The organism is Nocardiopsis ansamitocini, assembly GCF_030268225.1.
Lineage (GTDB): Bacteria > Actinomycetota > Actinomycetes > Streptosporangiales > Streptosporangiaceae > Nocardiopsis_D > Nocardiopsis_D ansamitocini.
The window spans coordinates 1-23,497 of record NZ_BSQG01000007.1 but is presented as its reverse complement, the minus strand read 5'-3'; the positions used below and the strand labels follow the sequence as shown (position 1 = coordinate 23,497).

Here is a 23,497-nt window from a genome sequence, read left to right as displayed (position 1 = left end):
CGAGCGACTCCACTATAGCCGTACGCCTGTTCGATCGACGGCTATTCGTCGGCACCGGTACGCGCGACTTCGCCGTTCTTGGCGCCCTTGCCGATCTTTCCGTCGATCCGCGCCTTGACCACACTGGCCACGACGGTGACGGTCATCACGCCGAGGATGACGATCAGGGAGAGGTTGGTGCTGATCTCGAAGACGTGCACACCGTTCTCGTGCAACGCGTGCAGCAGCATCTTGATGCCGATGAAGACCATGATGGCGGCCAGGCCCCAGCTGATGTACTCCAGCTTGTCCATCAGGCCGGCGAGCAGGAAGTACAGCACCCGCAGGCCCAGGAGCGCGAAGGCGTTGGCGGTGAAGACGATGTAGGCGTCCTGGGTGAGACCGAAGATCGCGGGGATGGAGTCGACCGCGAAGACCAGGTCGGTGACGCCGATGGCGATGATGACGAGGAGCATCGGGGTGACGTGGCGACGTCCGTCCAGCTTCACCGTCAGGTGCGAACCGTGGTACTTGTCGGTGACCGGCCAGACCTTGCGCACCATGCGCACGGCGAAGCTGTTGGTGTAGTCGGCGTCCTCTTCGTCGCTGCCCTTGAGGTGGTCGCGGACGATCTTGATGGCGGTGTAGATCAGGAACGCGCCGAAGAGGTAGAAGACCTCGCTCCAGGCGTTGATGGCCTGGGCACCGATCGCGATGAAGGCGCCGCGCATGACCAGCGCTATGACGATACCGACCAGCAGCACCTCGTGCTGGTACTTCTTGGGGACCGCGAAAGAGGTGAGGATCAGGTAGAAGACGAAGAGGTTGTCGACACTCAGGCTTTTCTCGGTGACGTAACCGGCGAAGTACTCACCCGCCCGGGCCGAACCGGCGAAATACCAGATCCCGAAACCGAAGATGATCGCGATGAGGATGTAGAACGCCGACCACCAGCTGGCGGCCTTCATCGAGAATTCCTTGGGCGCGGTCTTCTTGCTCCACGGGTGATCGACGATCGCGAGGTCGATGGCGAGGATGGCGAGGATGCCGAAGATGGTGGCGAGCCAGAGCCACAGGGGAACGTCCATGGTTTGAGGTTTCTCCTCCGGTTACGATGTCCGCTTACGTTTTGCGGACACGACTGCTAACCGGAGGTCTCTCCCGCCAACCATGAAGATTCAGGTCGACCAACAGCACCGGGAACGCGCCGTTGCGCTCCGTGATGACGGCACTGCTGCGAAGGGATACTCCCCTACCGTTGATTGGAAACAAAAACCGGCCGCGGGAAACCCCGACCGGCAACTGCATCCGGCTCTATGATGCCACTGATCAGGCAGGTTGCAAACCGCCCCGCCGCCTCACTTCCCCCTCTTGCAGGTGATATCCCTCTCCTTGCAGCTCACGCCGGTCCGCGCACGCCCACCAGCTCCCGATAGAAGCCGATCACCTGGTCCGCGTCGTCTCCGGGAACGGCGAGAGCGTCCGCGGCGGCACGGGAATCGGCCCGCATCCGGGCAGCCAGGGCGGTGTCGTCCAGGACTCGCGCCACCGCCTCGGCGAGCGCTGCGGCATCGCCCGCGGGTACCAGCTCCGCGGCCGGGCCCACCAGGTCGGGAACCCCTCCGACGTCGGTCGCCACGATGGGCAACCCCGCGCGCAGCGCCTCCTGCACCACAAGAGGCTGGCCCTCCCAGAGGCTGGACAACACGAACATGTCCGCTGCCGCCAACAGGTCGGCGATGTCGGAGCGCCGGCCCAACAACTGGACCGGCAGCCCTTCGGCTGCCACCCGCGCGGCCAGCTCGGCCTCCAACGGACCGTCCCCGGCGACCGCCAGGAGCGGACGGTGATCCCGCCGCCCCAGGCGCGCGGCCGCGTCCAACAGGACCGGCAAGCCCTTCTGTCCGGCCAGCCTGGCCACGGTGAGCAGCAGTGGGCGTCCGGGTTCCACACCGAGCGCCGCACGCACCTCCTCGGGCCCGATACCGGTGGCGGTCATCGCCGGTGCCGGAACGAGGGCGCGGTCCACACGGCGCGCACGGCGATCGCGCATCCGCTGCACCAGGTCCCCCGAGACGCCGAGGACGAGGTCGGCACGGCGCGCGACGAGGCTCTCAAGGACCCCGAACACCAACGGACCGGACCCCTTTCCGGCGGGAGGTGCGTTGTGCAGAGTGACGGCGAGGGGAACACGGGGGCGGGCCAGCGCGGCCAGGGCACCGGCGCGCACCCCGTGGGCGTGGACGACGTCGGCCCCGGCGAGCAGGCCCCGCAACCGCGACAGCGCGGCCAGATCAGTGGCGGGTCGGGGCAGCGCGCCCACCTCCAAGGGCGCGAAGCGAGCACCCGTGGAGGTGAAGGAGAACCGCTCCTCGGTACTGGGCGGGCCGATAACGGCGACCCGGTGGCCGCGGTCGATGAGGCCGGAGCACAGTGAGCGGACGTGGTTGCCCACTCCCCCGCCGCTGGTGGCCAGGGTCAGCGCGATGCGCAGCCCGTTCATGGTTTCGTCCCTTCGTCGGTGGGGCGCGCTGGGCGGACCCGTCGGGTGAGCGCGGCCCGCAACGCCTTGGCGTCGATCGCGGCGACGACCGCTCCGGCCACCACGATCGCAACGGTGCCGGAGACCAGGGCCGATCCGATGGCGACCGGTGTTTGAGCAGTGGGGAGCACCCCGGCCAGTGCTGCGCCACCGGCGTAGCCCAGGCCCGCCCCCAGGGCCGACGCGACCAGGGCACGCGGCAGACCGGCGAAGGCAGATGTGCCCCGGGCCCGCAGTACGGCGGCGCCCAGCAGGAGCGCACCCACGGTCAACCCCGCGGACATGGCGGTACCCAGTGCGGCTACGGCACGATCCGACGGGGCCAGCGCCACCCCTGCGACGGAGACCGCCATCACCGTCAGCCAACCGACGATCTGGGCAGCTGCGGCGGATCGGCCCCGATGGGCGGCGTACAGCGCCTTGCTGAGCAACGCGATCATCCCGAAGGCGACCACTCCCGGAGCGTAGGCGGGCAGCGCCGCGGCCAGGGGTCCGGTGGAATCGGTGGCGAAGACAGCGGCCAGGGGGCCGGCTGCCGCGGCCAGTGCCGCCGCGACCGCCGCGGTGGTGGCCAGGACGGCGCGGGTGCTCATGGACAGCACCCGATCGTAGGCCGCCCCGTCCTTCTCGCCGTGATGCACGGAAAGGGTGGTGAAGGCGCTGGTGGCGATCGGCACCGCCACCACCCCGTAGGGCAGGGTGAACAGCGCCCACGCGTAGCTGTAGAGCACCCCGGCCCCCTGCCCGCCGCCGTTGTTGGCGAGCCACATGGACACCAGGAGGGTGAGCTGCATCGCCACGAGCGGCAGGAGCGCCGCCACGGCCAGGGAACGTACCCGACGGGCGATGCCGGGCGGGAAACGGAGCGTCGGCCGCAGTCTCAGGCGCAGCCTGGCCGCGGGCAGCAGAGCGGTGACGAAGAGCGCGACCACCCCCAGGGTGGTCCCCAACGACAGGGTCAGCTCGGCGGCGACCGGGAGAACGGCGATGTCGTCGGCCCCCGACCCGCTCACCGGGACGAAGGCCAGGTAGGCGCAGATAACCACGAGGCTGGACAGCAACGGGGCCAGAGCAGGGGCGAGAAACCGACGATGCGCCTGGAGCAGCCCGTAGAGAACGGCTGCCAAGCCGTAGAACAGGATCTGCGGGGCGAACACCACGAGGAACCTGGCGGTCAGGGCCAGGAGCTGGTCGGGTGGACACCCGTGGGCGTCCACCAGCAGGAGCCGCGTGATGGGGACCGACACGACGGCCAACAACAGGCTGAGCGGAACCGCGGCCAGGACCACCCAGGTGATGAGTGCCGAAGCGGTGCGTCGGACGTGCTCGGTGTCCCCGTTGCGGGCGGCGGTGGCCAGCACGGGAACGACCATGCCGGCCAGTGCACCGCCGATCAGGATCTCGAACAGGACGGTGGGCAGTTGGTTGGCGGTGACATAGGCCGTTCCCAGGCAGCGGTCGCCAACTGTCTGGGCGAACACGAAGGTCCTCCCGAACCCGGCGACCCGGGCGAAGGCGGTGACCACCCCGATCAGTACCGCCGCTCCGGCAAGACTGGCGCTGGCCCGCCGGATACGCTCCCAGACCACGTTCGGGTCGCCCCCTCCTCGACTTGTCCCCACTCGGGTTGTCGAGGCTATCGACGTCCTGGATCCGGGGTGTCCTGGTGTGCGCGCCTCCCCAGGGCGCGCACCGCTACTCCGCGCTGGGCGCGGCCAGCAGATCAGCGGGCAGGGGGCGGTGCGCGGCTGCCTGCACCGGCCGGCGCCCCAGCTCGTCCAGATGGCGCAGCGGTGGAGTGGAGGCGATGACCTTGGTGAAGCTCACGAACTCGCTTGCCGCGGTCAGCCCGACCACTCCGGCGAGCAGACCCAACCTGGCCCGACGCGACAGGCCCGCCGCAGCCGATACCCCGAGCACCGCTCCGAGGGCGTTGGCCCCGGCGTCGCCGAGCATTGCCCGCTCCCCCAGGTCCTCCGGCAACAGCGCGGCCGCCGCCCCCAGGGCGGGGGCGACCACCGGTCCCGCCACGGGATGGGCCAGGGCGGGCAGGCCCGCGAGCATCCCCACCTTGGCTGCCCGCCCCGGGCGCAGATCGAAGAGGTTGAGCAGGTTGGCGCTGCCGGCGATCAACGCACCGTTGACCACTACGTCCACCGGGTTGCGGTTCACGACGAGCGCGGCGGCCAGGCCGCTGGCCCCGATCCCCAGGATTTTGACCGCACCGGTGGTCACCTCACCGCGCGCCAACGCGCCCAGATGACCCTTGAAACCACGCGCGCCCGCCGACCCCGAGAGGTCGTCGTACGCCCCGAACGCCCCCGCGCCTCCCCCCGCGACGACAGTGGCCGTGCGCAGGCGTGGTGAAAGGCCCGGGGCCAGCACCGCCCCCGCGCAGACCCCCACCGCCAGCGCGGGCCCTTCCAGGAGCGTGACCCGGTCGCCGCGGAAATTGGTGCGGTTCCAGCGCGCGGCCGGACCCGGCGTTTTGCTATCGGGGCCCGGCCCCCATGCGCTGGTCAGCGTCGCGTAGGTACCTCGGGCTGCGACAGCGCCCAGCGCAACACCGGCGACAGCGGTGATCAGGCGGGCGGCGCGGGTCGACGGGATCAGGGGCATCGGGGGCTCCGGTTCTCGAACCTCTTAGGAATCGGCTCTGTCTGCGGGACTCGGGCTGGGGGAAGGAGCTGCCTCGGGCTGCGCCTCGGGCAGCGGGTCGGGGAGGTAGCCGTCACTCGCCGCTCCGACCCCGTAGTGGCCGCGGCGCCCCTCGGCCTCGGCCGCAAGGGCCAGCACGGCCACGACGTTGCCCGTGGCCGCTCCGGCGTTGTCAACGGTGGAGAAACGGACGTCCTCCGCCCGGGCCTGCTGCACCATCCCGTCCGGTCCGTCCGCACTAGGCGGACCGGCCAGCACCACACCGCCTCCGGCCTGGCTAAACGCACGGGCAAGCGCGAGCATCGCGGCGTTGCCCGGCGGAGTGACGGCCTCGCCGTCGTCCTCCTGCCCCTCGGCCAGGGGGAACGGCTCTGTGGGGGCGATCACCAGCACGAGATCGGCGGGAGAGGCCGGAGACCCCTGGACGGAGAGCAGGCCGGCCTCGGTGAACCCCGCCAGCACCGCTTCGCCGTCGAAGGAGTCGCCGGTACGCACGGCCACACCGTCGGGCACGTCCTTGTCGCCGTCGACCACGGCCTGGGCCAGTTCGGCCCCGGCCCGCTCATAGGGATTGCCACGGGGCAGTTCGAGCCCGTCCGAGAGCTGATCGGTGAGCTCGTTGACGAACGTGGCCTGACCGGGCTCCAGGTACTGGGCGGTGAAGGCGAGTTGGCCGCTGACCGTGCCGTCGGCACGTTTGATCTCCTCGATGAGGGCGTCGCGCAACTCGGGCTCGACTCCCGGCGCCTCCACGACCAGCACACGACGATCGGCCAGCCGGTCCGCCAACATGTCGTCGGCGTAGGCGGCAACCAAGGCGTCGCTGCCGGTGTTGAGCTGGTCGGCGAGGTCCTTCTCGGTGCGCAGCTGCTCGCTCTGCTCGCGCAACTGGGTGGTCTCGGCTTTGAGGGTGTTGAGCAGCGGGTCCTGGAGCATGGTCGTGCCCAGGACGATACCGACGGTCAGGGCCAGGAAGACCGCGACGATCGAGACCAGGTGATAGCGGAAATCGATCACGTGAAGAGCCCCGTGAACCAGTAGAGGAAAGCGTCCCAGCGCGCGGCGAGGAAGGTCATGTAGACCTGACCCGCCGGAGAGCTGTAGGCCGCGACGACGATGGTGAGCAAGGATGCCGCGACGAGGGCCAGCACCGTCCACGGCGAGATCCGACTGCGGTAGAGACGACTGACGCCCTTGGCGTCGACGAGCTTTCCGCCCACGCGCAACCGGGTGAGGAAGGTGCTGGCCATGCCGGCACGCCCCTTGTCCAGGAACTCTTCGAGGGTGGCATGCGTCCCCACAGCGACGATGAGGACGGCGCCGGCATCGTCGGCGAGCATCATCGCCACATCCTCGCTGGTACCGGTGGCCGGGAACACCACTGCGTCGTGGCCGAGATCGGCCACCCGTTCCAGCCCCGGCGCACGCCCGTCCCGGTAGGCGTGCACGACGAGTTCGGCACCGCAGTTCAGCGCCTCGTCGGAGACCGAGTCGAAATCGCCGACGATGATGTCGGACCGGTAGCCCGCCTCCAGCAGTGCGTCGGCACCGCCGTCCACACCGATGATGACCGGCCGGTACTCGCGGATGTAGGAGCGCAGCGCGGCGAGGTCCTCGCGGTAGTGGTAACCGCGGACCACGATCAGGACGTGTTTGCCCTCGATCCGTGTGGCGATGTCGGGGACGCCGACCCCGTCCAGCAACAGCGCGCGCTCACGTTTGAGGTACTCCATCGTGTTGGCGGCGAACGCCTCCAACTGCACCGACAACCCGGCACGCGCCTCGGTCATGGCGGCCTCGATGGAGGCCGTGTCCTGTTCGACCCCCTTGGCCACGACGTCGTCGCCGCGCAGCAGGGCCCCGTCCTCCACCCGCAGCCGCTCGCCCTCCTCGATCCGGGAGAACACCTCCGGATCGACGTCGTCGACCAGCGGGATCCCCGCCTGCAGGATGAGCTGGGGGCCGAGATTGGGGTAACGGCCGCTGATGCTGGACGCAACGTTGAGAACCGCGGCGACCCCGCAACTGACCAGGGCTTCGGCACTCACCTTGTCGATGTCGACGTGGTCGATGACGGCGATGTCGCCAGGTCTGAGGCGTTTGGTGAGGTTCTTGGTGCGGCGGTCCGCTCGCACCGGAGCGGTCACGCCGCGGACACCGTCGGCCCTGCTTCGACGGAGTCGCGGAAACCGCGAGGAGAACACGCTGGAGACCTTCATCGCTTGCATCCTGCCAGAGGGCGCAGCGCTTGGGTCACAATGCGTGCACAGGCGGCGTGTTGGGGCTGGTACGGATCTGGAACGGGGTGAATCGTGGCCACCCTTCCCGGCGGCCGATCCGGCGGCCGCTAGTCGCGATCAGCGGCCGCGATCGTCAACAGCTCCTCGGCGTGGGCGCGGCCAAGCTCGGAGTCCTCAAGTCCCGCCAGCATACGGGAGAGTTCCCGCACGCGCCCGGAACGGTCCAGTCTGGTCACCCCGCTTTCGGTGACGATGCCGTCGTTGGACTTCTCCACCACCAGGTGCGCGTCAGCGAACGCCGCGACCTGAGGCAGGTGCGTCACCACGATGACCTGCGAGCGACGGGCCAGACGGGCAAGGCGGCGGCCGATCTCGACAGCGGCTTTCCCGCCCACTCCGGCGTCGACCTCGTCGAAGACGAAGGTCGGCACGGGGTCGGCACCGGCGAAGACCACTTCGATGGCCAGCATCACCCGCGACAGCTCACCGCCGGAGGCCCCTTTGTTCAGGGCCAGCGGCGGCGCACTGGGGTGGGCGGCCAGAAGAAGTTCGATGTCGTCGCAGCCCTGCGGGCCGAACTCCGCTCCGGTGCTCACCCGGACGACGACCCGCGCATGCGGCATGGCCAGCGCGGTGAGTTCCTCGGTGACGGCAGCGCCGAACCGCTCGGCGGCGTCGGTGCGAATCGCGGTGAGCTGGTCCGCGAGTCCGGTCATTCGTTCGCGCAGCTCGTCTTCCTCACGCCGTAGCTCCTCGATGTGCTCGTCGTCGCCGTCGAGGTCGGCGAGCCGCTTGACGGCGTTCTCCGCCCAGGCCAGCACGTCGTCGACCGTCTCGCCGTACTTACGCGACAGCTGGGTGAGCACCGAACGCCGTTCCTGGACAGCGGCAAGACGCGCAGGATCGGCGTCGACCGACTCGAAGTAGGAGGCGAGCTCGGTGGCTGCGTCGCTGAGTAGGTAACTGGCCTCGTCCAACCGGTCGGCGACCGCCGCGAGCTCGGCGTCGTGTTCACGGACCGCGGTGAGCGCCTGGCGTGCGGTGGCGAGCAGGGCGGCGACGTCGACCTCGATGTCGCCGGCGGGGTCACCGGCCAGTGCCTCGTGCGCGGTGGTGGCCGCCAGGCGCAGCGAATCGGCGTGGGCCAGGCGGGTCTCCTCCGCCAGAAGCTCGACGTCCTCTCCCTGACGCGGCTGGGCGGCCGTGACCTCCTCCACCCCGAACCGGAGGATGTCGGCCTCCTGGGCCCGCTCCCTGGCCTGGGTGGTCAGCTCGGCGAGTTCCTCCGCGACCTCACGATGACGCCGATAGGCGGCGCTGTAGGTGCTGAGGACCTTGGCCAGGGACTCCCCCGCGTAACGGTCGAGCGCGGCGCGCTGACGGTCGGTGCGCAGCAGCCGCTGTTGGTCGGACTGACCGTGCACGGCTACGAGGTCGTCCGCGAGGTAGGCCAGCAGGCTGACCGGAACAGACCGGCCCCCGAGGGTCCCCCTGGAACGCCCCTCGGCCGACACGCTGCGCGCCACGATGAGGACATCACCGTCGAGTTCGCCACCGGCATCGGCGACCCGCTCGGCCACCCTGCCGTCAGGAGCGACCGTCAGCCTGCCCTCCACCGCCGCGCGGTCCGCACCAGGTCTGACCCGCTGGGGATCGGCTCGACCGCCGAAGAGCAGGCCGAGACCGGTGACCACCATCGTCTTGCCGGCGCCGGTCTCACCCGTGACAACGGTGAATCCCGGCGACAACTCCAAGACGGCGTCATCGATCACGCCGAGTCCTTGAATTCGGACTTCTTCGAGCACCGGACCCTCTCCTGAAACCACCGTGAAAAAACGTTTCGCGCATTGTCCGCACCGCCCCGGACGGTGCGGACCCGTTCATGTTCCGTCGGGGTCGGCGAGCTCGGCCCGCCCCCGCCATCCGGCCACGGGAAGGCCGAACTTGGCCACCAGCCGATCGGTGAACGGAGCCCGCTGCAAACGGGCCAGCCGGACCGGTGTGGCCGAACGCGAAATCTCGATCCGCGCACCGGCCGGCAATTCGACCATACGACGTCCATCGCACCAGAGCACCCCGTCGGTGGTGTCGGGGAGCACCTCAAGGGCCACAACGGCGTCGGGGGACACCACCATGGGCCTGGCGAACAGGGCGTGCGCGCTGATCGGTACCACCAGCAGGGCCTCCACGTCGGGCCAGACAATGGGGCCTCCCGCAGAGAACGCGTGCGCCGTGGAACCGGTGGGGGTGGCACAGACCACCCCGTCGCACCCCCAGCGGGACAATGGCCGACCGTCGATCTCCAAAACCAGTTCCAGCATGCTGCGGGCACTGGCCTTCTCGGCCGTGGCCTCGTTGAGGGCCCACGTCCGCTCCGGGACCGTCGAGGCCGCGCCGGCCCGGTCGTAGACGGCGATGTCCAACGTCATCCGTTCCTCGACCTGGTAGTCGCGGTCGACCACCGCGCGCACGGTGTCGGAGAGGTTCTCCCGCTCGGCCTCGGCAAGGAAGCCGACGTGGCCAAGATTGACGCCGAGCAACGGCACCCCTGCGGGGCGGGCGATCTCGGCGGCACGCAGCAGCGTGCCGTCCCCGCCCAGCACCATGATCAACTCGGCTCCGGCAGCGGCGTCGGCATCGTCGGAACGGACGATCTCCAACGGGTACAGTCGCGCACCGGTCTGTTTGATGTCGTCGGCCTCGGAAGCGAACATCCGCACCGAGATACCGGCGCGGGTGAGGCTCTCATGGACCAGCTGAGCGCTGCGGATCGCAGCGGTGCGCCCCGTATGCGCCAGAAGGAGCACAGTGCGCCCGGCCCCCTCCGCAGTTGCGGCGGCCACGCCTTCGCCCCTGGTGGAGCCGGTCATCCAACGCCCTCCTCATCGCCATGCCCGTCCACCGCGCACAGCACCGCCCGCCGGGTCCGCCCCGGCCGGGCCACGCTACCCGAAGCGTCTGACGGGCTTTGTGCGCCGTGTCCAAGACGCAACGATCCGGACGCATTCCTCGTCGAGGAGGCGCATCAGGTCCGCACACGCGCACAGCAGCCCGTCGATCCCTTGCCGAGGGTCCTGACCTTCTCGGCTGCGACCGCTCACTGCGGCCCCTCCTCGATCGCCCTGCTCAGCTGCTCCTCCTCCAAGGGACGGGCGTCGCGGCGCAGCCACAGGAAGTACTCGACGTTGCCGGAGGGGCCGGGCAACGGGCTGGCCGCCACGCCGGCGACCCCCAGGCCCACGGCCAGCGCGCGCGCAGCCACACCGCGCACCGCGTCGGCGCGCAGTTCGGGCTCGCGCACCACGCCACCGGCGCCCACCCGCTCCCGGCCGACCTCGAACTGCGGCTTGACCATCATCGTGAAGTCGGCGTCTGCGGCAGCACACTCGGCGAGCGGCGCCAGGACCAGGTTCAGAGAGATGAAGGAGAGGTCTCCCACCACCAGGTCGGGCAACGGCTCGCCGACGTGTTCGGGGGTGAGCTCGCGAACGTTCTGGCGTTCCAGGACCGTGACCCGGTCATCGCTGCGCAGCGACCAGGCGAGCTGGCCGTACCCCACGTCCACGGCCACCACCCCGGCAGCACCGCGCCGCAACAGCACGTCGGTGAATCCCCCGGTGGAGGCGCCGGCGTCCAGGCAACGGCGACCCGTGACGCCGATGGAGAAGGCGTCGAGCGCACCGATCAGTTTGTGCGCGCCCCGGGACACATAGGCGGGCTCTGTGGTAGCGGCCGTCACCACGATGGCCTGGTCGGTCCCCACCTGGGTTGCCGGCTTGGTGGCGGCTGCTCCGGCCACCCTGACCTGTCCGGCGTCGATCAGTTCGGCGGCGTGCCCGCGTGAGCGGGCGTGCCCGCGCCGGACCAACTCGGCGTCCAGGCGGCTGCGTTTGGCCATGGTGTGCGATGCCTATCTTGATCGTGGGCTTGCAGGTGCCCCCATCATCCCGCGCGCCGACGCGGGTCCACGATCCGGATCAGCCGCGAGCGGCGTCGAGAGCGGTCAGAACCTCCGACAGTTCCCGATGCACCGCCTCGAACACCGCGACGTGTTCGAAGGTGGGCAGGGCGTCGAGGGTGTCCAGCCGGGCGCGCACTCCCCTCACCGTACGTTCGGCGAGCGCCGCCTCTCCCGTACCGGGCGGCACGGGAACGGCGGACACCGTGTCGGCCCCGTGAGTGTCCTGGCTCATCAGCGGTTCCTGGCGCGACGGTTACTTGCCACTGGAGGAACCACCGGTGTTCTTCCGGGGACCGGTGCGCTTGGTCTGGCCCTTGCCTGCGCCACGGCCACGGGTACCCGTGGCCTTGGGCTTGGCTGCCCGCGGCGCGGGCTTCTCCGGGGCGGGATCGCTCTGCGGGGCGGGGTCGCTCTGCGGGGCAGACTCCTCGACCGGAAGCGGCGCGGGAGCGGGGGTCGGCTCGGCCACGGGCTCTGGCGCGGGCGCCTCGGGCGCTGCCGGCTCGGCGACGACCGCGAGTTCGGGGCGCACTGTCGTGGTCTCGGGAGGAGCCGTGTGCTCGGTGTGCTCGGGAACAGCGGTGGTACGGCGCCGCTGTGCAGCCGTACGGGAGGCCATCCGTCGCTCCAGTTCGGCGACGCGGCGCACCACCCGGTCGTGCTCGTCCCGACGCACCAGGTCGAGGCGGTCGAGGAGGCGTTCGACCTCGCCCTCGACCAGATTGCTGATCGCGGCCCGGTTGGTCTTGCTGGTCTCGATCAGGTCGGAGGCCAACGCCTGGATGCTGTGACCGACCCGGGTTCCGCGCACCGAGCTCTCGACGTTGTCCATGGTGTTCTTGGCGGTGTCGGTGGCCTTGGTGATCGCACCACCAGAACGCTCGTCGCTCTCCTTGAGCAGCGTCTTGGCCGCGGTGACCGCGCGTTTGCGCGTCAACTCGGTGAAGCCGCTGGCGGCCTCCAGATACGTGCGTACCGCGTCGACGACCATTTCATGCACTCCTCGAAGGTCACAGGTGTGATCGGCGGGATCGGGACCCTTGAAGAAAACTACCTGTATCGATGCGGCGATGTTACCCAGTGGGCAACTCAAGGGGTGTGCGGTGTACCGCTTGCCCGTTGACGGGGCCGGGCCGACACGGCCCGGTCGGGCGGCAGCCGCGGCTGTGAGCGTGGTGGCCCACGCCGGCGGGGCCTTCCCCGTGGCGTTTTAGGGCATGATGGGGCCATGGCCAGTGTTGAGGAATGCCGCGCCGCAATCGGCAAAGTGTCGGACCGGATCAGTCAGGTGGACGAGAGCCGCCGACGCAAGCACATCATGGACCGCACGGTCAGCGTTACCGTCAGTGACCTGGCGACCGTCTTCGATATGCGTTTGGACATGGCAGGACTGGTCGGGATCACCGACCGCCCCGTCGATCCAGCGGCAAAACGGGCCCAGGTCCGGATCACCGTTTCCAGCGACGACCTCGTCGAGCTCGCCGAGGACCGTCTCGATTTCGCCAAGGCGCTGCTCAGCGGTCGGATCAAACTGGACGCGAGCCTGGGCGACATGATGCGGCTGCGCAAACTGCTGTAACACCGGCCGATATCGTTTGCGGGTGGTTGACGACGTCCAGGACCCCCTTGAGCTGGCTCCCTTTCGGGGAATCCGCTATGCCTCCCCCGATGCCCGGGCACTCATCAACTCTCCCGAGCTGGACGTGGCCCGTGCGCTGGCCCCGCCCTACGACGTGGTGGACGCGGTCTCTGCCGGTCACCTGCTGCGCGGCGGGCCGCGCAACGCCGTGCGGCTGACCGTCCCACCGGCTGCACACGCCCTCACCGGGCTGACCGGCCCCGACCGGTACCGCAGGGCTGCGACCACCCTGCGCACCTGGATCGAATCGGGGACACTGGTCCGCGACCGCTTCCCCTCGCTCTACGTGTACGAGCAGCTCCTTCCCGGGGGAGAACGTCAGCGCGGGTTGATCGGAGCATTGCGGTTGCCCGGCCCGGGGGCACGGTCCGTACGCGCACACGAAGAGGTCTTCGCCGAGTCGGTGGCCGACCGTGCGCTGCTGATGACCGAGGCCCGCGCCAACCTTGAGCCGGTCTTCCTGCTCTACCAGGGCGGTCGCGGAAACCAACGCGGCGCCGCAGCGCTGGCAGCCGAAGCCGAACCGCCCGCAGTTCCTCTGGTGGACACCACGACCGACGACGGTGTCACGCACCGGCTGTGGGCGATCACCGACACCCCACAACTCTTTGAGATCGCCGCAGACCTGGCACCGCGCAACGCACTGATCGCCGACGGTCACCACCGTTACGCCGCCTACCAGCAGATGCACGCCGCAAACCCCACAGCGCGGGCATGGGGGTACGGCCTCGCCCTCCTGGTGAACTCCGACACCTCGCCTCCGCACGTGGGAGCCATTCACCGCGTCATCGCCGGCCTGGACTGCAGGAGCGCCGCACGGGCAGCCGGGACAGCAGCCAAGGTGGACGATCTCGGCGGTTGCTCCATCGACGCCGCGAGTGCCCGATTGGCCGACGCCGCCGAACGCGGCCCCGCCCTGCTGCTGGCTGATGCCCGACACCGCTATCTGGTGCGCGACATCGACCGTGATCGTCTGGCCGCTCTGTTGCCGAAACGGTCTCCCCGATGGCGTGCGCTACCCACCGCAGCGCTGATCGGTATCTTCCTGCCGATGTGGAAAGTCCGCGACGAGGACGCCGAACTGGTCCACGACAACGCGGCCGAGGCTGCCCGGTCCGCCGTGCCCGGTGAGCGGACCGCGGTACTCCTGCCTGCGTTGAGCGTCGATGACGTCTACGCGGTAACAGCTGGTGGCGAACTCACCCCACGCAAATCCACCTCCTTCGGCCCCAAACCGCGCACCGGATTGGTGTTGCGCAGCCTGGACCCGCCTGACACCCCTTGAGCGAGAGTTGAATCCGTTGACACTCCTGACCAGCACCGAACCATTGCACTCGGTCTATGACGCGGCCCTGTTCGACCTCGACGGGGTCGTCTACCTGGGACCCGATGTGATCCCCGCGGCCCCCGACGCCGTGGCCGCTGCACGTGCGGCCGGAATGCGCGTGGCTTTCGTGACCAACAACGCGTCCCGCACCCCCGCTTCGATCGCCGAACGTCTGACCTGGATGGGCGTGCAGGCCGACGCCGCCGACGTGGTGACCGCCGCCCAGGCGGCCGCGCGCCTGGTGGCCGAGCGTTTCGCCCCGGGGTCCCCCGTACTGGTGGTCGGCGACACCGGCCTGCGCCAGGCGGTACGCGAGCAAGGGCTGCGGCCGGTGACGACCGTCTACGACAAACCCGTGGCGGTGGTGCAGGGGTACTCGCCCCGCATGGGGCTGGATCTGGTGGTGGAGGGGGCCTTGGCCGTCGCGGCAGGAGCACTGTTCGTGGCGAGCAACGGCGACGCCACCGCGCCGCTGGGCCGTGGAATCCAACCGGGCAACGGTTCCTTCGCCAGGGTGATCGCCTACGCCACGAAACACGAACCCATCGTGGCGGGCAAGCCCGAACGCCCCTTGCACGAGGAGGGGGTGAACCGCACCGGAGCAACCAACCCTCTGGTGGTGGGCGACCGCCTGGACACCGACATCGAAGGGGCCACGAGGCGCGGGGCGCACAGCCTGCTGGTGCTGTCGGGTGTGACCACTCCCGTCGAATTGATGCTGGCGCCACCCGAGCATCGGCCCTCCTACCTCTCCTACGATCTGGACGGAATCAACGAGAGCCACCCCCCGACCGTCGTGGAGCACGGCCGGGCGCGCTGTGGCTCCTGGCAGGCGCAATCGAACGACGGGCACCTTGAGCTTGAGGGGTCGGGAGAGCGGCTGGACGCTCTGCGGGCGTTGTGCGCGGCCGCCTGGACCAGTACCCGTACCGTCTCTCCCGACTCCGCCCAGAAAGCAGTCGATCAACTGGGGTGGTGATCACGGGGGGCGACATGCCGCACGGTCTTGGCCTCCACCTCGAAAACGCTGGACGCTCCACTGGGCGAACGCCAGAATCGGCGTCGCAGCGCTCCCGTGACCTGAACCGTGTCGCCGATGCGCCAGTCACGAGTGAGTTCGACCATGTCACGGCGGAAACTCACACAGGTGATGGGATCGGCGGGCTGATTGGGACGCTGCTCAGCCGGGGGCCTCGTGACGGCGATACGCCATGTCACCAGTTGATCGCCGCTGGGCAACTCACGCACCGACGGTTCGGCGGTGACCCGGCCGGCCAACAGGATCTCGTTGCGGTGCCCGGCGGGCTGGGGAACCGGGCGAGCCGGAACCGGCCGCTGGCCGGGGCCTGGCGCGAACGGACCGCGAGGGCTGGGGGGTGCTGGTGCGCGATCGTGCATGGTCGTCCTCTCGAAGAAACCGGAGCCACCGGGGCTGGCAACGCGGGCAGGGCCCTGCTGTCTCCAGGATCACCGGGTGCGCCAGGACGTCTGCGCCCCGGAGCGCAATCTGTGGACAACCGCACCGGGATCGCCCCTGCCGCCCGTCTGCCCCGTACCGTCTACATAGATTCGGGTCCGCGACATCGCGGGCCGGCAGACGAAGCGGGGGAGTCCATGGCTGACACGACGCGGCCGACCGGCGAGGACATCACGCCCCTGGGCGACGAGGTCTACGCGATCGACACTCTGATGGCCGGCTGCCCAGGGGTCACCTCCAGCTACCTGCTGCGCACCGAGCGCCCCTGCGTGGTGGAGGTCGGCGCAGCCGGATCGGCCCCGGTCCTGCGCGACGCGATCCACCGGCTGGGGGTCGCACCGGCGGATCTGGCCACCATCGTGGTCACCCATATCCACCTCGACCACGCCGGCGGCACCGGCGAGATCGCACGAATGTTTCCCAATGCGGAAGTAGTGGTGCACGAGAAGGGGGCGCGGCACCTCGCGGATCCCACCCGGCTGATGCGCAGCGCCCGCATGGTCTGGGGCGAACGGCTGGACGCACTGTTCGGGGAAATGGCCGCGACCGAGGCCGTCCGGATCCGGGCCGTGGACACCGGTGGCATCGTGGACCTGGGCGGGGGCCGCACTCTCACCGCCCACTACTCCCCCGGCCACGCCAAACATCACGTGGGGCTGGTGGACTCGGCAACCGGGGACCTCTATGTCGGTGACGCGGCCGGAATATACAACCCCGCCACCGGTGGGGTCCGCCCCGCCACCCCACCACCGGACTTCGACCTGGACGCCGGGCTGGCCTCCCTGCGGCTGTTCGGCGACATCGACCCCCAACGACTGATGTTCTCCCATTTCGGCGCAACCGACTCGGTCGAGGAGACCCTGTGCCTCGCGGTGGAGGAACTGCGGCTGTGGGTCGACACCGTCCGCGTCTCCCGGGACGACGGAGGCGACCTCGACCACGCCATCGCTCTCATACGCGAACGCGTGACCAGCCGCCCTACCGAACCATCCGACGCGCTCTCGCAAACCCGACAGGTCATGGACGCTCTCAGCGGGGTCGAGGGCAACGTCGCGGGCATCGTGCACTGGCTGGACCGGATCGCGGCAGAACAAGAGGAAACAGAGCGGACAGGATGACCGGGAAGGAGCTCCGGCCGGTGGCCCTGGTGACCGGGGCCACCGGGGGGATCGGCGCCGGCGCGGCCCGCCGACTGGCAGCGGAAGGGTTTTTCGTCGTGGTGCACAGCCGCGACGGCCGGGCCGCAGGAACCGAACTCGCGGCGGAACTGGACGGCTATCACGTATGGGCCGACTTCTCCGACGAGAAGAACATCGTTGCACTGGCCGAACAAGTCCTGGCCAGGCTGGGCCGCCTGGACGTGCTGGTCAACAACGCCGGAATCAGCACGGTCGTCGAACACGCCGACATGGCGGCGGTCTCAGCCGCGGACTGGCACGCGCTGCTGGACGTCAATCTCATCGCGCCCTGGACACTGACCTCGGCGTTCCTTGAGGCACTGCGGTCAAGTCCTCGCCCGGGCGGTGGCTCGGTCGTCAACGTGACCAGCCATGCCGGGGTGCGTCCCAAAGGCGCGTCGATCCCTTATGCGGCGACAAAAGCGGCCCTCAACCATGTCACCCGGCTGCTCGCCGCCGCGCTGGGCCCGCACGTACGCGTGAACGCGGTGGCGCCGGGATTCGTCGAGACCCCGTTGACCGCACAATGGCACGAGGCGAGACGGCATTGGCGCGACACCGCGCCCATGGGCCGCACCGCGACCCCGGCCGACGTCGCCGACATCGTGTGGGCGCTGGTGGCGAATTCCTATATCACCGGTGAGGTCCTGCTGCTTGACGGGGGATTCAACCTGCGGTGAGGACGCTGCGAACCGAGCGGCACGACTCTCCGTGCGGTCATTTTAGTGATATATTCGGTCAATATAATGACCGAAGGAGGCACGTGACCGACCGCGACACAGCCGCGACCGTGGCCGCCAACGTCCACTCCGCACGGACCAGGCACGGGCTCTCCCTCGATCAGCTGGCAGCACGGGCCACCGTGAGCAAAGGTGCCCTGGTGGCCGTGGAGAACGGCAAGGGCAACCCCAGCCTCTCCACCCTCGTACGCCTTGCCGACGCACTGTCCCTGTCGGTGTCCGCACTGGTGGAACCGCGCACCAGCACACAATCGATCCGCGTTGTCCCCCTCGACCGCGTCGCACCACTGTGGACCGGCACCGCAGGCGGTACCGCCCGGCTGCTGCTGACCACCCCCGGCCCGGCACCGGTCGAGGTGTGGCGGTGGCGCCTCCTGCCCGGCGAGACGCACCGCAGTGCGATGCACGGAGCAGGGGTACACGAAACCGTGACGGTGCTCAACGGCACACTGCACGTCACCGTGGACAAGGCCGAGACGGTCGTTGCGACCGACGCAACCGCGGCTTTCGCCGCCGACAAGGAGCACGCCTACTCCTGCGCGGCGGATCAGCCCTGCGACTTCCTGATGACCGTGCATCTGTCGCCCCGATCCCTTCCATCCCGAGGAGAACCATGACCGCCGACCTCTCCGCCTGGCTCGACGAGGCCCGTGTCGACGATGCCGTCTTCACCCTGCGTCCCGACTACCGAGCGTTTCTGATCGCCGCAGAGGGGCTGCGTCCCGGTCCCAGCGACGCGGCCAGCGAGGCGCTGCTCGCCGACGCCGAATCCCGTGCCACGACACTGCTCGCGGACACGGACCCGGCCGACCTCCCCCACGTGCACTCCTGGCGGGAGGCGTTCCGCTCCTTCGGAGCAAAACCGCAGCGCACCCGCACCAGCGTGGAGGCACTGCTGCGCAGGGCGTCAGAGGGACTGCCCCGTGTCGACCGGCTCACCGACGCCTACAACGCCGTCTCCGTCTCCCACGTCGTTCCTGTCGGCGGCGAGGACCTCGACTGTTATCAGGGGCCGCTGCACTTGGTGCGCGCCTCTGGTGATGAAGAATTCGAGACGAGCAAGGCCGGTGAATCGATCATCGAACACCCTGCACCGGGCGAGGTCGTGTGGCGCGACGCCACCGGGGTCACCTGCCGCAGATGGAACTGGCGCCAGTGTCTGCGCACCCGGCTCACCGAGACGACCACCCGGGGCATCTTCATCATCGACACCCTCGCCCCCATGACCTCCGGTGACGTCGAAGCAGCAGGCGATGCCCTGCTTTCGGCGCTGCACACGACCAGTCCGGAGCTGAAGGCCGTGAGTCGGCTCCTGACCCGATAATCAGGCGACAATCCCTGCTCACGCCCCCTAGGGTCACCACATGACCCTTGTGATCCGACCGTTCCGAGGCGATGACGCCCCGGCGGTCTTCGCTTTCCGCCAGGCGGTGATGCCGTATCTGGTCGACACCGTTGCAGCCATGTGCGATCGTGCGGCCCGGGTTCCGGAAACGTCCCGGGAGACGGTGCTCGTCGCCGAACTCGACGGCGTGGTCGTGGGCCGGGCACGCGCCGGCCTGGAGTGGGAGACGACACTGGCCGGCCAAGGAGAAATGGACGTGCTGGTGGCCCCGGGTCATCGCGGGCGAGGAGCGGGCAGCGCGCTGCTCCAGGCGGCCGAGAAGCACCTCGCCGCCGTCGGAGCCGTTGTCCTGCGCGGCAATGTGCTGGATACCGACTCCGCCGGGTTCGCCGAACGCCGCGGCTACCAACGCCGCACGAGCGCGAAGTTCCAAGAACTCGACCTCAGCGCGCTGCCGCCGATCCCACCTGCGCCCGGGAACGCCGCGCTTTCCCCCTTCGCCCGGTTCGGCGCCGACCCCAGACCACTGCATGCGGTGGAGGCCGAAGCAATCAAGGACGAGCCTGCCGACATCCCCTTCGACGCCAGTCCCTACGAGGACTGGCGTCGAATGATGTGGCGGCATCCCCTGATGAACACCGACCTGAGTACCGCCGTGGTGGTGGACGAGCGGCCCGTCTGCACCGTCAGCCTGTTCACTGACGGCATCGACAGGGTCTACTCGGCGATGACCGGGACCCTACGCGGCTACCGCGGTCGTGGACTGGTCAAATACGCCAAGACCGCCGCACTGCACAGGGCTCGGGAGCACGGCTACCGTTTCGCCTACACGGCCAACGCGGACGACAACGTGCCCATGCTCGCCATCAACCGGTGGCTGGGTTATCGACCCTGCGCCGAGGAGAGTCTGTACGCCAAACCCGCAGCAGGGCACTCCGCCCGCTGAAGACGGCTCATGGCACGGTGGGCGGAACCCCCGGAAGCCCGATCACGGTGAGCAGATGGGCGTAGAGGCCGTCGTCGAACGACAGGTCCGGGGGCAGCACGTCGAAAACACGGACCTCGAGCGTCTCGAACTCCCCGGTGAGTGGAACGAGGCCGACCAACCGCGCGTGGGTGACGACCGTCGTGTGCCCGTTGGCAAGACGGTAGTAGCCGGCAATCGTCAGATCGGCCAGTTCCGCGCCTGCCTCTTCCCGCACCTCCCGGCGAGCAGTCGTCTCCACGTCCTCACCCGGCTCGGTGTGGCCGCCGGGAAATTCCCAGGCGCGGTCGCGATGGCGGACCATGACCGGGCGCCCGTGGGAGAACAGCAGCACAACGACTGAGTCATGGGTTGCGGGCAGCTCACCGAGGTGGACGGCGGCGCCGTTGAACGGCGGAGGGAGAACGGTCATAAGCGCTGTCGCCTCACGTGTGCGTAGCCGTCAGATGGTCGATGCCGGGGATACCAGGAGAGCCAAAATCATCCGATCATCGGATGCCAGCCATGGCGCCTGTGGAGAAGAACGGTCAAGGGCGCGTACATCCGTCAACGGAAGTTCTGGCATCCCCTCAAGTCTCACCGATGAACTCGCGGTGCGCCAGCCCCCAGGCCCCATCGTCATGGCCCCGGGGTGGTGGTGCGGGCCAACACCTCTGCGATGGCCCGCACCACCACCGGTCAGAGCCGGGTCAGGTGCTCCAACGGGAACGGCGGCTGAGCGAGTGGCCTGGTGGCGATCCTCATCAGCGACAGAGGATTGTCGTCGCCCGCGGTGCGGTTGGAGCTGAGCTCGGCGCACCCTGTGCAGCGGTGGACGATGACCCATTCTCCGGCACCGCGTACGGCGATGGCGATCGGTTCCATCCGGGCACGGCATTCGGAGGCGCGGTCCCCCGGCAGGCGATCGTCCACATGCCTGCTGTATAGACAGTTCGGGCAATGATTGCGGTGTTGCGTGCCCGGCGCCCACAGCGAGACGTCGAGACGGCAGTGGTGACAGCGAAACGATCGGGCGCCCTGATCGGCACGTGAACGAGAACGGTCGTCGCGTCGTTGGGACACGATGGAATGCTCCTAGCGGGAATCGGCGAAACGGCACACGTGGAGTGCGACTCGCCCGCACCGCAAGGTCAACCCGAGGGCATCAGTAGATCTTTTTCGATCGCTGGACACCACAAGTCGGACTCCAAGCGGGCATACACGGCGCACTCGGGAACTGCCGGGGCACAAAACTCACCGTTTCCATGCTCGAAGAGCGCAGGTCACCAAGGTCGGACCCGCCACCCATCCAACCCAACTTCACCGGAGGCCGAGAAGCAATCGGTTTTTCAGGGTGCCGCTCCTGCCGGTTTCCGACACGACGGCGCCGGGCGGTTCGCGGACAAGAGCCACGAACCGCCCGGCGCCGAACCACAGTCGCGAGGAACTCCTAATTCTCCCGGTCCCGGGGTGCGGGGCCGTCCTCGTGCCCGCGCACATCGCCGGCGTCGGCCTCTTCGGTGGACATCGAAGGCACGGAAGGAGCCTCGGACTCCGCTTCCTCCTCGAAGTAGGGGTCCTCGGCGTCGGTCCAGACCACGTCATCATCGCTGTCCACGATCTCGACGCCCTCAAGAGCGGCAAGACGCTCGTCGGCGTCGGTCCCGCCTTCCCGGTCCACAGCGGATGCGCGAGAGAAGTACTCACGAGCTTCGCTCTCGCGGCCGAGTTCGAGCAGGGCATCGGCGTAGGCGTAGAACAGACGGGCCACCCACGGGCGTGCGCGGCGCTCCTTGAGCTCCGGTACCTGGAGTTCCACCAGGGCAGCGTGGATGTCCCCCATGTCCCGGCGTGCCCCGGAGGCAACGATCCGCAACTCGATCCGGTCGGCGACGTCGAGGTCAGCGGCCTCGGGTCCGTGTGCAACCTCGAGGGCCCGCTCCGGACGGCCGAGACCGCGCTCGCAGTCGGCGATGACCGCCAGGTAGGTATTGCGACCATTCATCCTGCGAGCGGCCCGGAGGTCGGAGAGTCCTTCCTGCCACTTCCCGACACTGTAGGCAGCAAGCCCCGACGCCTCACGCACGGCACCGATCCGCGATGCCTTGCGACGGGCGTAGACAGCGTGCTGGTAGGCACGCTCCGGGTCTTCCTCGAGCAGTTCACCAGCCGCGACCAAGTGTTTGGCCACTACATCGGCCAGCGACTTGGGAAGCGTGGTCAGTTCACTGCGGACATCGGGGTCCAGGCGGTGCGGCAAGGCGTCTTCGGGCAGTTCCGGCGCGGTGTCGCGCGGGTCACGAGGCTCCTCGCGGTAACGGTCGTTGCCCTGCTGGCGACGGGGGCCGTCAGAGCGGTAGCCGGAACGCATCGGCCGATCGCTGCGACCGCCGCGCTCGTCACGGCGCCCCGAACCTGCACCCCGGCCGTCCCGGGGCCGGTCGTCGCGACGGAAACCTCCGCGGTCACCGCCCGGCCGGTCGTCGCGCCGGTCGGAACCGCCACGATAGCCGCCCTCCCGACGCTCACCCGAATAATTTCCGCGGTTGCGGTCGCCCGGCCGCTCGTCGCGCCGGTCGGAACCGCCACGATACCCACCGCGATCGTCACGCCGGTCGGAACCGCCACGGGAGCCATCCCGCCGGTCGCTGTCTCGGAACGAGGAACGCTGCTGGTCACTCGACCGGAACGGGCGGTCGCCACGCCCCCCTCGGAAGCCTCCGCGGTCACCTTCGCGTCGCTCACCGCTCGGACGGCCTGCGCCGTCACGGCGGGGCCGCTCGTCACCACGCGGCCCATCACGGTCGTCACGGGGACGGTCTGCGCGATCGTCCCGACGGAAACCACCACCCGCGCGGTCGTCTCGACGTCCGGAATCACGACCGTCACGTGACCAGTTCCCACGCCCGGATCCACCGCCACCCCGGGCTGTGTCCCGACCGAACCGGCCGCTGTCACGACCCCCCGACCTCTGGCCGCCGGATCGATGACCTCCATGGTCGCGTGCTCCGGAGCCTTCGTGGCCCCCCGATCGGCTTTCGTCAGTCATCGTTCCGTCCGTAAACAAGTCAAAAGCGCTGCCACCTCTTGCATAGCAGCGCAAAATGATTCCGAAGATCCAGACCAACTGTACGGCATCTGTGGATCTACCTGGAAAACCATGTGTTTTGGCCGCTGCAACAGGCATGACGCGGTACAGCGGGGTCCGGGAAAACCTCTCTGGACACGTTGGGGTCGGTGCGGTGGCCGCTGCCGGCGCCGTCGCCCGCCCGAAAATCCTCACGGGTGCGGGTGATGACTGCCACCGAAAACACCCCCACAAATGCGGAAGGGCTCGCCCAGCCACCCCCACAAGAGGCAACCAAACGAGCCCAACCAACATCAATTACGGCGGCGTCCTACTCTCCCACCCCAGCAAGGAGGCAGTACCATCGGCGCTGGAAAGCT

The 23,497-nt window shown here is 69.1% G+C and carries 23 protein-coding genes; 8 read left to right on the top strand and 15 right to left on the bottom strand.

Annotation, left to right across the window (positions count from 1 at the left end; all coding sequences use genetic code 11):
- Nucleotides 1–41: 41 nt before the first annotated feature.
- From QSJ59_RS18455 to QSJ59_RS18405, 11 genes are all read right to left on the bottom strand, one after another.
- Nucleotides 42–1,067: a TerC family protein gene (locus tag QSJ59_RS18455; protein WP_285760902.1), complete on the bottom strand. Its 1,026-nt coding sequence runs from the start codon at nucleotides 1,065–1,067 to the stop codon at nucleotides 42–44.
- Between the two features lie 311 nt (nucleotides 1,068–1,378).
- Nucleotides 1,379–2,482 (bottom strand): glycosyltransferase family 4 protein, encoded by a 1,104-nt coding sequence (locus QSJ59_RS18450; RefSeq protein ID WP_285760900.1) that lies wholly within the window; start codon nucleotides 2,480–2,482, stop codon nucleotides 1,379–1,381.
- Complete coding sequence (murJ, locus tag QSJ59_RS18445) at nucleotides 2,479–4,110, bottom strand: murein biosynthesis integral membrane protein MurJ (protein ID WP_285760898.1); 1,632 nt, start codon at nucleotides 4,108–4,110, stop codon at nucleotides 2,479–2,481. Before murJ ends, QSJ59_RS18450 begins: the two co-directional genes overlap by 4 nt.
- Nucleotides 4,111–4,216: 106 nt before the next feature.
- The gene (locus QSJ59_RS18440) at nucleotides 4,217–5,140 is read right to left on the bottom strand and encodes a hypothetical protein (protein WP_285760896.1); all 924 of its coding nucleotides are present in this window, start codon (nucleotides 5,138–5,140) and stop codon (nucleotides 4,217–4,219) included.
- A gap of 24 nt (nucleotides 5,141–5,164) precedes the next feature.
- Nucleotides 5,165–6,196, bottom strand: coding sequence for a copper transporter (locus tag QSJ59_RS18435; protein WP_285760894.1), 1,032 nt, complete (start codon nucleotides 6,194–6,196; stop codon nucleotides 5,165–5,167).
- Nucleotides 6,193–7,398, bottom strand: coding sequence for a putative cytokinetic ring protein SteA (gene steA, locus QSJ59_RS18430; RefSeq protein ID WP_285760892.1), 1,206 nt, complete (start codon nucleotides 7,396–7,398; stop codon nucleotides 6,193–6,195). Before steA ends, QSJ59_RS18435 begins: the two co-directional genes overlap by 4 nt.
- Before the next feature lie 128 nt (nucleotides 7,399–7,526).
- On the bottom strand, nucleotides 7,527–9,224 hold the full coding sequence (gene recN, locus QSJ59_RS18425) for a DNA repair protein RecN (RefSeq protein ID WP_285760890.1): 1,698 nt from the start codon (nucleotides 9,222–9,224) through the stop codon (nucleotides 7,527–7,529).
- Between the two features lie 75 nt (nucleotides 9,225–9,299).
- Nucleotides 9,300–10,289, bottom strand: coding sequence for an NAD kinase (locus QSJ59_RS18420; protein ID WP_285760889.1), 990 nt, complete (start codon nucleotides 10,287–10,289; stop codon nucleotides 9,300–9,302).
- A gap of 227 nt (nucleotides 10,290–10,516) precedes the next feature.
- Complete coding sequence (locus QSJ59_RS18415) at nucleotides 10,517–11,317, bottom strand: TlyA family RNA methyltransferase (RefSeq protein ID WP_285760887.1); 801 nt, start codon at nucleotides 11,315–11,317, stop codon at nucleotides 10,517–10,519.
- Between the two features lie 79 nt (nucleotides 11,318–11,396).
- Nucleotides 11,397–11,612 (bottom strand): hypothetical protein, encoded by a 216-nt coding sequence (locus QSJ59_RS18410; RefSeq protein ID WP_285760885.1) that lies wholly within the window; start codon nucleotides 11,610–11,612, stop codon nucleotides 11,397–11,399.
- A 21-nt stretch (nucleotides 11,613–11,633) separates the two neighbouring features.
- Nucleotides 11,634–12,371 (bottom strand): coiled-coil domain-containing protein, encoded by a 738-nt coding sequence (locus QSJ59_RS18405; protein ID WP_285760883.1) that lies wholly within the window; start codon nucleotides 12,369–12,371, stop codon nucleotides 11,634–11,636.
- A gap of 237 nt (nucleotides 12,372–12,608) precedes the next feature.
- Between QSJ59_RS18405 and QSJ59_RS18400 the strand changes: the two genes are divergently transcribed.
- The 3 genes from QSJ59_RS18400 to QSJ59_RS18390 are packed head-to-tail and all read left to right on the top strand — an operon-like array spanning nucleotide 12,609 to nucleotide 15,325.
- The gene (locus QSJ59_RS18400) at nucleotides 12,609–12,959 is read left to right on the top strand and encodes an SCP2 sterol-binding domain-containing protein (protein ID WP_285760881.1); all 351 of its coding nucleotides are present in this window, start codon (nucleotides 12,609–12,611) and stop codon (nucleotides 12,957–12,959) included.
- 22 nt (nucleotides 12,960–12,981) lie between these two features.
- The gene (locus QSJ59_RS18395; protein ID WP_285760879.1) at nucleotides 12,982–14,304 is read left to right on the top strand and encodes a DUF1015 domain-containing protein; all 1,323 of its coding nucleotides are present in this window, start codon (nucleotides 12,982–12,984) and stop codon (nucleotides 14,302–14,304) included.
- 16 nt (nucleotides 14,305–14,320) lie between these two features.
- Complete coding sequence (locus tag QSJ59_RS18390) at nucleotides 14,321–15,325, top strand: HAD-IIA family hydrolase (RefSeq protein WP_285760878.1); 1,005 nt, start codon at nucleotides 14,321–14,323, stop codon at nucleotides 15,323–15,325.
- Here the strand turns inward: QSJ59_RS18390 and QSJ59_RS18385 are convergent.
- Nucleotides 15,310–15,744 carry a single-stranded DNA-binding protein gene (locus QSJ59_RS18385; RefSeq protein WP_285760877.1) on the bottom strand — a complete coding sequence of 145 codons (435 nt, stop codon included), beginning with the start codon at nucleotides 15,742–15,744 and terminating at the stop codon, nucleotides 15,310–15,312. The genes QSJ59_RS18390 and QSJ59_RS18385 overlap by 16 nt on opposite strands.
- 216 nt (nucleotides 15,745–15,960) lie before the next feature.
- On the opposite strand from QSJ59_RS18385, the gene QSJ59_RS18380 reads away from it, so the two are divergent.
- From QSJ59_RS18380 to QSJ59_RS18360, 5 genes are all read left to right on the top strand, one after another.
- On the top strand, nucleotides 15,961–16,941 hold the full coding sequence (locus QSJ59_RS18380) for an MBL fold metallo-hydrolase (RefSeq protein WP_285760876.1): 981 nt from the start codon (nucleotides 15,961–15,963) through the stop codon (nucleotides 16,939–16,941).
- A 20-nt stretch (nucleotides 16,942–16,961) separates the two neighbouring features.
- Nucleotides 16,962–17,681: an SDR family NAD(P)-dependent oxidoreductase gene (locus QSJ59_RS18375; protein ID WP_285760875.1), complete on the top strand. Its 720-nt coding sequence runs from the start codon at nucleotides 16,962–16,964 to the stop codon at nucleotides 17,679–17,681.
- 83 nt (nucleotides 17,682–17,764) lie between these two features.
- Entirely contained in the window at nucleotides 17,765–18,358 is a 594-nt protein-coding gene (locus tag QSJ59_RS18370; protein ID WP_285760874.1) for a helix-turn-helix domain-containing protein, read from the top strand.
- Nucleotides 18,355–19,065: a B3/B4 domain-containing protein gene (locus QSJ59_RS18365; protein ID WP_285760873.1), complete on the top strand. Its 711-nt coding sequence runs from the start codon at nucleotides 18,355–18,357 to the stop codon at nucleotides 19,063–19,065. Before QSJ59_RS18370 ends, QSJ59_RS18365 begins: the two co-directional genes overlap by 4 nt.
- Nucleotides 19,066–19,105: 40 nt before the next feature.
- Nucleotides 19,106–20,032: a GNAT family N-acetyltransferase gene (locus QSJ59_RS18360; protein WP_285760872.1), complete on the top strand. Its 927-nt coding sequence runs from the start codon at nucleotides 19,106–19,108 to the stop codon at nucleotides 20,030–20,032.
- A gap of 7 nt (nucleotides 20,033–20,039) precedes the next feature.
- On the opposite strand, the gene QSJ59_RS18355 is transcribed toward QSJ59_RS18360, so the two are convergent.
- The 3 genes from QSJ59_RS18355 to QSJ59_RS18345 all read right to left on the bottom strand — a co-directional run bounded on the left by QSJ59_RS18355 (nucleotide 20,040) and on the right by QSJ59_RS18345 (nucleotide 22,421).
- The gene (locus QSJ59_RS18355) at nucleotides 20,040–20,483 is read right to left on the bottom strand and encodes an NUDIX domain-containing protein (protein ID WP_285760871.1); all 444 of its coding nucleotides are present in this window, start codon (nucleotides 20,481–20,483) and stop codon (nucleotides 20,040–20,042) included.
- A gap of 266 nt (nucleotides 20,484–20,749) precedes the next feature.
- Nucleotides 20,750–21,133, bottom strand: a complete 384-nt coding sequence (locus tag QSJ59_RS18350) for an RNHCP domain-containing protein (protein WP_285760870.1) — start codon at nucleotides 21,131–21,133, stop codon at nucleotides 20,750–20,752.
- Nucleotides 21,134–21,500: 367 nt separating this feature from the next.
- Complete coding sequence (locus QSJ59_RS18345) at nucleotides 21,501–22,421, bottom strand: tetratricopeptide repeat protein (RefSeq protein ID WP_285760868.1); 921 nt, start codon at nucleotides 22,419–22,421, stop codon at nucleotides 21,501–21,503.
- Nucleotides 22,422–23,497: the final 1,076 nt, after the last annotated feature.

What these genes read in the sequence shown, in the direction of transcription:
- QSJ59_RS18455 (WP_285760902.1), bottom strand. Translation starts at nt 1,067, where the DNA reads ATGGACGTTCCCCTGTGGCTCTGGCTCGCCACCATCTTCGGCATCCTC.
- QSJ59_RS18450 (WP_285760900.1), bottom strand. Translation starts at nt 2,482, where the DNA reads ATGAACGGGCTGCGCATCGCGCTGACCCTGGCCACCAGCGGCGGGGGA.
- QSJ59_RS18440 (WP_285760896.1), bottom strand. Translation starts at nt 5,140, where the DNA reads ATGCCCCTGATCCCGTCGACCCGCGCCGCCCGCCTGATCACCGCTGTC.
- steA (WP_285760892.1), bottom strand. Translation starts at nt 7,398, where the DNA reads ATGAAGGTCTCCAGCGTGTTCTCCTCGCGGTTTCCGCGACTCCGTCGA.
- QSJ59_RS18420 (WP_285760889.1), bottom strand. Translation starts at nt 10,289, where the DNA reads ATGACCGGCTCCACCAGGGGCGAAGGCGTGGCCGCCGCAACTGCGGAG.
- QSJ59_RS18415 (WP_285760887.1), bottom strand. Translation starts at nt 11,317, where the DNA reads ATGGCCAAACGCAGCCGCCTGGACGCCGAGTTGGTCCGGCGCGGGCAC.
- QSJ59_RS18410 (WP_285760885.1), bottom strand. Translation starts at nt 11,612, where the DNA reads ATGAGCCAGGACACTCACGGGGCCGACACGGTGTCCGCCGTTCCCGTG.
- QSJ59_RS18405 (WP_285760883.1), bottom strand. Translation starts at nt 12,371, where the DNA reads ATGGTCGTCGACGCGGTACGCACGTATCTGGAGGCCGCCAGCGGCTTC.
- QSJ59_RS18400 (WP_285760881.1), top strand. Translation starts at nt 12,609, where the DNA reads ATGGCCAGTGTTGAGGAATGCCGCGCCGCAATCGGCAAAGTGTCGGAC.
- QSJ59_RS18385 (WP_285760877.1), bottom strand. Translation starts at nt 15,744, where the DNA reads ATGCACGATCGCGCACCAGCACCCCCCAGCCCTCGCGGTCCGTTCGCG.
- QSJ59_RS18380 (WP_285760876.1), top strand. Translation starts at nt 15,961, where the DNA reads ATGGCTGACACGACGCGGCCGACCGGCGAGGACATCACGCCCCTGGGC.
- QSJ59_RS18365 (WP_285760873.1), top strand. Translation starts at nt 18,355, where the DNA reads ATGACCGCCGACCTCTCCGCCTGGCTCGACGAGGCCCGTGTCGACGAT.
- QSJ59_RS18360 (WP_285760872.1), top strand. Translation starts at nt 19,106, where the DNA reads ATGACCCTTGTGATCCGACCGTTCCGAGGCGATGACGCCCCGGCGGTC.
- QSJ59_RS18355 (WP_285760871.1), bottom strand. Translation starts at nt 20,483, where the DNA reads ATGACCGTTCTCCCTCCGCCGTTCAACGGCGCCGCCGTCCACCTCGGT.
- QSJ59_RS18345 (WP_285760868.1), bottom strand. Translation starts at nt 22,421, where the DNA reads ATGCGTTCCGGCTACCGCTCTGACGGCCCCCGTCGCCAGCAGGGCAAC.